This window comes from Nocardioides sp. NPDC004968, assembly GCF_040608935.1.
In the GTDB taxonomy this organism is placed as follows: domain Bacteria; phylum Actinomycetota; class Actinomycetes; order Propionibacteriales; family Nocardioidaceae; genus Nocardioides.
This window is the reverse complement of the sequence record NZ_JBEXJF010000010.1, coordinates 133,182-140,158: the sequence shown is the minus strand read 5'-3', so window position 1 is coordinate 140,158 and position 6,977 is coordinate 133,182. Positions and strand designations below refer to the sequence as shown.

Below are 6,977 nucleotides of genomic sequence, written 5' to 3'. Positions count from 1 at the left end.
AACAATATATATACGGGGGTTATGTTTTTTCATCGTTGGCAATTGCGTTTGTGCCCGCCGCGCCGCCCGAGCTGGCAGCGCCCTGCCGGCTCGGCCGACGTACGTGACGCCTCGGCCGACGTACGTGACGCCTCGGCCGACGTACGTGACGCCTCGGCAACTTCTTGCTCTCCATGCGGGCGGAGCCGTACTATTGCGCAAACGATTGATCGCGCGATGGGGGAGTGGCGATGCAACCGGAGGATCTGCCTCTCGCCGGGACCGTGGTCCTGGACTTCAGCCAGTTCCTGGCGGGCCCGGTCGCAGCGCTTCGGCTGGCGGATCTGGGCGCGCGGGTGATCAAGGTCGAGCGCCCATACACCGGCGAGATCGGTCGGACGCTCGCGTTCGCAGGTCGCTCGGCGGCGGGGGACACGCTCTCGTTCCATGCGATGAACCGCAACAAGGAGGCGGTCGTCGCCGACCTCAAGGACCCGGCGGACCTGGCTCGGGTGAAGGACCTCGTCGCTCGCGCCGACGTCATCATCGAGAACTTTCGGCCCGGGGTCATGGAACGCATCGGCCTCGACTACGCGAGCGTGCGCGAGCTCAATCCGGGGCTCGTCTATGCGAGCGCCTCGGGCTACGGCGACACCGGACCTTGGGCGAGCCGACCCGGCCAGGATCTCCTGGCCCAGGCGGTCTCAGGAGTGACGTGGCTCGCCGGCGCGGACCGGCCGATGACGGTCGGGCTCTCCCTCGCGGACCACCTGATGAGCTGCCACCTCGCCGAAGGCGTGACCGCACTGCTCGTACGCCGGGCCAGGACCGGCCGGGGTGGGCTCGTGGAGACCAGCCTGCTCGAGGGCATGCTCGACCTGCAGGCGACTCTTCTGACGCGACCCGAGGGCGAGGATCTGGCCGCCTCGCCCCGTCCGATGTCCGCCTGGACCCCGACCGGGATCTTCGCCACCAAGGACGGCTACGTCGCGCTGTCCGGAGCGCCCCTCGACCTGCTCGCGACCACGCTGGGCGACGCCGAGCTGGCCCAGCGCGCGGCCACCGGGACGTGGGAGAAGCACCCCGACCGGGTGAACGACCTGATCGCCGCCGCGCTGGTACGTGACACCACGGCCGCCTGGCTGGACGCGCTGCCTGCGCAGGACGGGGCGAGCGGGTGGCTGGCTCCGGTGCTCACTCTCGAGGAGCTGCTCGCCTCGCCGGAGTTCGCCGCGCTCGAGATGACGCAGGAGGTCGAGCGCTCGGCCCCGGAACCGGGCGGCACGCCCGTGACCCTGAAGACCACGCGGAGCCCCATCCGCGTCGACGGCGAGATCCTCCGCCATCGTCGGGGCGCACCCCGGCTCGGTGAGCACGGCATCCTGAGCGAGGGAGCCGACCCGCTCGGGGGTGACCCGCATGGCCGGTGACGGCCAACCGGCTCCTGCCACGCCGGAGTCGCCGAGTCCCAAGCCGCCGCTGCCGGGCAGAGCTAGGCTGCGGCCCATGGCCACCCTCGGCGATGTCGCAGCCCTTGCCGGTGTCTCGATCTCCGCTGTCTCACGGGTGCTCAGCGACGCGCCGTCGGCCCGGGTGAGCGAGGCGACCCGCGAGCGGATCGTGCAGGCGGCCAAGGACCTCCACTACCGCCCCAACTTCGCCGGTCGCGCCCTGAAGTCGGCGCGAACCCAGGTCGTCGGACTGGTGGTGCCCGACCTGACCAACGCCCTGTTCACCGAGCTCATGCACGGGGCCGAGGACGAGGCCGCCGCGAAGGGCTACACCCTGCTGCTCGGCCGCGCCGATGACGTACGTCCCGGCGGCGAGATGATCGCTCGGCTCATCGGCGAGGGACGTGTGGACGGCATGGTCATCCAGGTGGGCGACGGTGTCGCGCCGGCGGGGATGGAGGAGCTGTTGGCCTCGGGCGCTCCGATCGTGCTGATCAACTCCACCTACCCCGGACACGTCGGCTCGGTCGCCCTCGACGACCGCACCGGTGCCCGGATCGCCACCCAGCACCTGATCGACCTCGGCCACGAGAGGATCGCCTTCGCCAACGGCCTTCCCCGGTCCTTCACGGCGAAGCGACGGCGAGTCGGCTACAAGGAGGCCCTTGTCGAGGCCGGGCTACCGGTCCGGCAGGACTACGAGACGCGCGTCGGCTACACCGCCGACAACGGCCGCACCGCCCTGCGGCGGCTGATGGAGCGGGACCCGAGGCCCACCGGGATCGTGGTCGCCAACGTCAACGCCGCCATCGGTCTCCTCGCGGCCGCCCGAGCCGACGGGATCCGTGTCCCCGAGGACCTGTCCGTGGCCACCGTGCACGACTCCTGGACCGCTGAGAACACCTGGCCACCGCTGACCGCGGTCAAGATGCAGTTCTACGACATGGGCCGTGCGGCCGTACGCAGCGTCGTCCGCCGCATCGAGACCGGTGAGATGGCCGACGAGATGATCACCGACCCCGCCCCGGAGCTCATCGTGCGGGAGTCCACGGCGCCACCGCGCCGGGCCGTCTGAGAACTCGGACGCCGAGCTCTCAAACGACCCAGCCGCGGGGCTCAGCGCTCCCGTACGAACGTGACGTAGCTGGATCCGCCCTGACCTGAGACTCCCGAGTTGCCGCCGAGCGTGAGCGTGCCGGCCGGCACCTCCTTCCGGAAGAGCACCAGCTGCCGGTCGGTGGTGCCCACCGTGGACGACGTACGGGTCCAGCCGCCGTCGGTGAGCCACTGCGGCCACCACACGTTCTCGCCGCGATCGTCGAACGCGACCCACACCGTGGTGGGCTCGGAGATCTCCAGGGTGAGGTACTCGTCGGAGACGACCTTGGAGTCGTCGTTGGCGCCCCTCACCATGACCGTCCCGGCGAGCTCGTCCGGCAGGTCGCTGACCACGTACGCGCGATCGACGTAGATCGGCGCACCCTCCTGCGCGCGCAACATGGCCCGCAGTTTGCTCGGGGCGAGCACGCTCACGGTGTCGCTGACGACCTGGGGCGTGCTCGTCGCGACGCCGTACGTCCTGGAGCCCAGCTCCAGCGGCGCCTGGGCGGCAGAGCCGCCGAGCGGCACGAAGCGATAGCTCGCGCCGGCCGGCGCGACCCGGTAGGACGCGCCCTCGGTGGTGGCGAACCGAAGGACGCCTCCCGAACCGTGCTCGACGAGCCGGCCGCGAGCGTCCCGCACCTCGACCCGCTGACCGGGCCACGGGTTCGCCACCTCGATCCCGCCCTGGCTTCCGGCTTCGATGCCGACGAGCGTGGGCTCACCGTTCCGGATCTCGACGTCGACCCGGTGCCCACCCGGGATCTGGACGGCGCCGGTCACGCTCCAGTCATCCGGGATCGCGGGCGCGATCCGCACCGTGCCGTGGTCGTCCTGCACGAGGGCGTCCTGGACCGTGGAGGCGACGACCGCGTTCCAGGTGTCGTAGAAACCACCGCCGCGCAGCGGGTCGTGGTTCTTGCTGTGTGCGGCGAAGCCGTTGTCGAACACCTGGAAGTCGCTAGTGCCCTGCTCGAGCAGGTCGACCATGTCATCGGCGCGGTGCAGCCATGCGGCCTGCTGGGCGTCCGAGGCCCACTCCCGGGTCTGGTCGAACACGCGCGTAGTGAAGGTGTCGTGGGCGATCTGGTCCCCTGCGCCGACCACTCGCCACGGCCAGATCGCCTCGAGGTCGGGGTTCTGGGTGTTGTGGTCCTCCTCGTCGGACGCGGACCAGGCGATCACCTCCTTGCCGTCGCGGGCCGTCGTCGGCAGCTCGGGCAGCCGCGGGATCGCCGCCTCGATCTGCTCGGCGAGACGCACGTTCCCGTGCTCCTTCGTGACCTCGGCCAGGAACGGGAAGATCGTGCGCATGCCCGCCACGTCGGGCGTCGGGTCGGTCGTGTCCCACTGCGTCTCCAGCGCGTTGACGTGGTGCAGGTGCAGCCGCCCGTCGTCGCCCTCCTCCAGGACCGAGAGGTAGAACTCGGCGACGCCCTCGAGCAGCGGATAGGCACGGTCCAGGAGCTCGCGGTCGCCGGTGTATTCGGACTGGAGACGGACGTTCTCGACCAGCTCGGCCCCGGTCGAGAGGATGCGGTTGAGCCATGACGGCTCCATCGCGCTCACGCATGCTTCGGCGGTGCCGTCGTACACCAGGAACTCGGGGACGCAGATCCCGTCGGCCTCCGGCCAGTTCGTCTTCGTCCACGCCTTCATCTCCTCGATCCGGTCGAGGTAGAGGTCGAAGTACGGGGCGTTCTGGTCGGCGGTGTCGGCGCCCAGATTCGCCCACACCGGCTGCCGCAGGTTGAAGTGCCACCAGGCGTCCGAGGACCAGTGGATGTCGTCGCGGTACGACGACCACAGGCTGGTCACGCCGCCGTGGCTCGCCGGCACCGCGCCGCCGCTGGAGGCCTTCGCGACGTAGAGCTGCATGGCCCGGAGCGCCTCGAAGTAGCGGGCGGAACCGTCGGGGCTGTCCAGGCGCATCGGCGCCGCGCCGTCCCAGTAACGATGCCACTCGTCCAGGTGGTCCTGCTGCGGGTGGGACGGAACCCGGGTTGCGGTCGCGGCCGCGCGGGCGATGTCCTTGCCGGCCCAGGACGGGACGCCGAGCACGATGCGGAATCTCCCGTCAGCACCCGGGCGGAACCTCAGTCGTACGCCGAGCTCGTCGACGACCTCGGCCTGCACATCGCGTGCCTGGGCCGTCAGTGCGGCCAGCTGCCCGGTGGAGCGGGCGTTCGACTCGTCGGTGAAGGTCTCCGCGACGACAGCCGTGTCACCGTGGGCCCAAACGGTCGGCGTACGGCCCTCCCACAGGCCGAGCTCGGCGGTCTGCTGCTTGTCGGGGTCGGCACCGTCCACCTCGACGATGAGCTGGTCGGAGTCGGCGCGCACGTAGCTGCGCACCGTCATGCCGTTGCCGCGCTGGGTGAAAATCGCGTCGTGCAACGAGTGGCGACCGCGGTAGTCCTCGGCGGAGGAGAGGCCGTAGAGGCCGGGCAGCACCAGCTGGCCGGCCGACTTCAGCTCCGGAAAGGTGTCGCCACGATTCAGCTGGGCGGTCCAGCCGTTGGCTGCCCAGACGCCGGCACCGAGCTCGCCGTTGGCGAGCGGCACGGCCTGGTCGGCGCGCCACGGTGCTGTGGCGAGGACGAGGTCGGAGCGCGACAGCAGGTCCGCGGTGTCGACCCGGAGGGCGTCGTGGAGCCAGGCGGAGGTGGTTCGCGATGCCGCGGGCGTCCCGTCGGCTGCATTCGCGGGGGAGGCGGCGAACAGGGTCGCCAGCATCGTCAGCAGTGTCGTCAAGGTGACCAGTGAACGAGTGGTACGCATGGTCCTTCTTCCCGAGCCGGCTCGCCGTCGGGTGGGTGTCGGCTCGCAGTGAGATCAATCGTTTGACTTGCTCAATCGTTTGAGTGACGCCGATCACTTTGGCGTCGTCGGCCACGGATCGTCAAGGCCTCGAAGGAAGATCGACTCAAACGATTGACCACTCGCAGGGATCTGCTCTAACGTTTGAGCAGTGGTCTGCGTCACACCGCACCCCGCTCGGGACACATCGTCGAAGGAGCCATGTCCATGAAGCGAAATCCACTCGGTTCACGTCACCGGGCGGCCCTGGTGGCCGCCGTGACCTTGCTGACAGCCGCGGTACTGAGTGCCTGCGGCTCCGGCGGAGGAGATGATGCCGCGGGCGAGAAGACCGACTCCGGTGGCGCGATCACCGTCTGGGTCGACCCGCCCCGAGTGCCTGCCGCGAACGCTTTCAAGAAGGCGTACCCCGACATCGACATCAAGATCAACCAGATCGACGGGACCGTCGGAGGCAAGTCTCTCCAGCAGCAGTTCGCCCAGTTCAACGAGGCCGGACAGGGCTGGCCGGACGCCATCTTCTTCCCGTCCAACGACGACATCGCCTGGGCCTCCGGTGCGCAGATCGACTACACGCTCGACCTGAGCGACCACCTGCCCGACGTGCTCGACGGCTACGAGGGTTCGATCAACGCCGCCTGCGAGATCGACGGCCAGGTCCGGTGCCTGCGCAACGACGCGGCTCCTGACGTGTTCTGGTACAACAAGGCCTTCTTCGACGCCAACGGCTATGAGGCGCCGACGACCTGGGAGGAGTACGGCGACCTGGCCGTCCAGATCGCCAAGGAGCACCCGGGCAAGATCAGCGGCTTCACCGGCGACGCGTACGCCCCGGACCGCTATCTGTGGGGGTCGGGCTGCCCGACCAACGACCGACAGTCCGAGACCGTCGTCCACATCGACACCTCCGACGCCACGTGCACCCGAGCGGTGGACCTGATCGGCACGATGCTGGAGGGCAAGGCACTCTCGACCGTCGGCATCTTCGATCCGGACGCGGCCAAGGTCGGCAAGGACCTGGTCATGAGCCCCGGCGCTGCGTGGTGGGGCGACTACCTCTTCAACCAGACCTGGAAGATCCCGGCCGGTGAGATGACCGCCGTGGAGCCTCTCGCGTGGGACGGTGAGAGCGAGCCCTCCACCGGAAACGAGGGCGGGGGCCTCTGGGGCGTCTCGAACCACATCACGGGCAAGCAGCTCGAGAACACCCTGAAGTTCGCCGAGTTCGTCGCCACCGACCCGAGGTGGCAGGTCGAGCTCTCCACCGGTCTGCCGGCGTACGGTCCCGTGCAGGACGCGTGGGCGGAGAAGCAGGCCAAGGCCAACTACTTCGCCGACAACGAGGCCACGTTCGAGGCGATGAAGAAGGCCAACGACTACGTCGTCGACGGCCACGCCTACATGCTCTACAACACCGGAGCGGTGTGGACCGAGACCATGGCCGCCGCTCTTGCCTCGGGAGGCGACGTCGACCAGGCCTGGACGTCCTTCGGGGACGAGCTGGTCAGCCAGGCGAAGGCGATGGGCTACACGGTCGAATAGCACGACCGCGCACGAGCACCTTCGGCCCGGCACGTCCGGGCCGAAGGACGCCATCCCAGTCACATCGGGGCCTCACGGTGGCCC

At 69.5% G+C, this 6,977-nt stretch carries 4 protein-coding genes; 3 read left to right on the top strand and 1 reads right to left on the bottom strand.

Features of this window, described 5'->3' with window-relative positions:
• Positions 1 to 230: 230 nt before the first annotated feature.
• Both ABZU72_RS13175 and ABZU72_RS13170 read left to right on the top strand, forming a co-directional pair.
• Entirely contained in the window at positions 231 to 1,409 is a 1,179-nt protein-coding gene (locus ABZU72_RS13175) for a CoA transferase (RefSeq protein WP_355019299.1), read from the top strand.
• Between the two features lie 76 nt (positions 1,410 to 1,485).
• Entirely contained in the window at positions 1,486 to 2,505 is a 1,020-nt protein-coding gene (locus ABZU72_RS13170) for a LacI family DNA-binding transcriptional regulator (protein WP_355019298.1), read from the top strand.
• 41 nt (positions 2,506 to 2,546) lie between these two features.
• On the opposite strand, the gene ABZU72_RS13165 is transcribed toward ABZU72_RS13170, so the two are convergent.
• On the bottom strand, positions 2,547 to 5,312 hold the full coding sequence (locus tag ABZU72_RS13165) for a hypothetical protein (protein WP_355019297.1): 2,766 nt from the start codon (positions 5,310 to 5,312) through the stop codon (positions 2,547 to 2,549).
• Between the two features lie 297 nt (positions 5,313 to 5,609).
• On the opposite strand from ABZU72_RS13165, the gene ABZU72_RS13160 reads away from it, so the two are divergent.
• Positions 5,610 to 6,893 carry an ABC transporter substrate-binding protein gene (locus tag ABZU72_RS13160; RefSeq protein ID WP_355019296.1) on the top strand — a complete coding sequence of 428 codons (1,284 nt, stop codon included), beginning with the start codon at positions 5,610 to 5,612 and terminating at the stop codon, positions 6,891 to 6,893.
• The last annotated feature ends 84 nt before the right edge of the window (positions 6,894 to 6,977 follow it).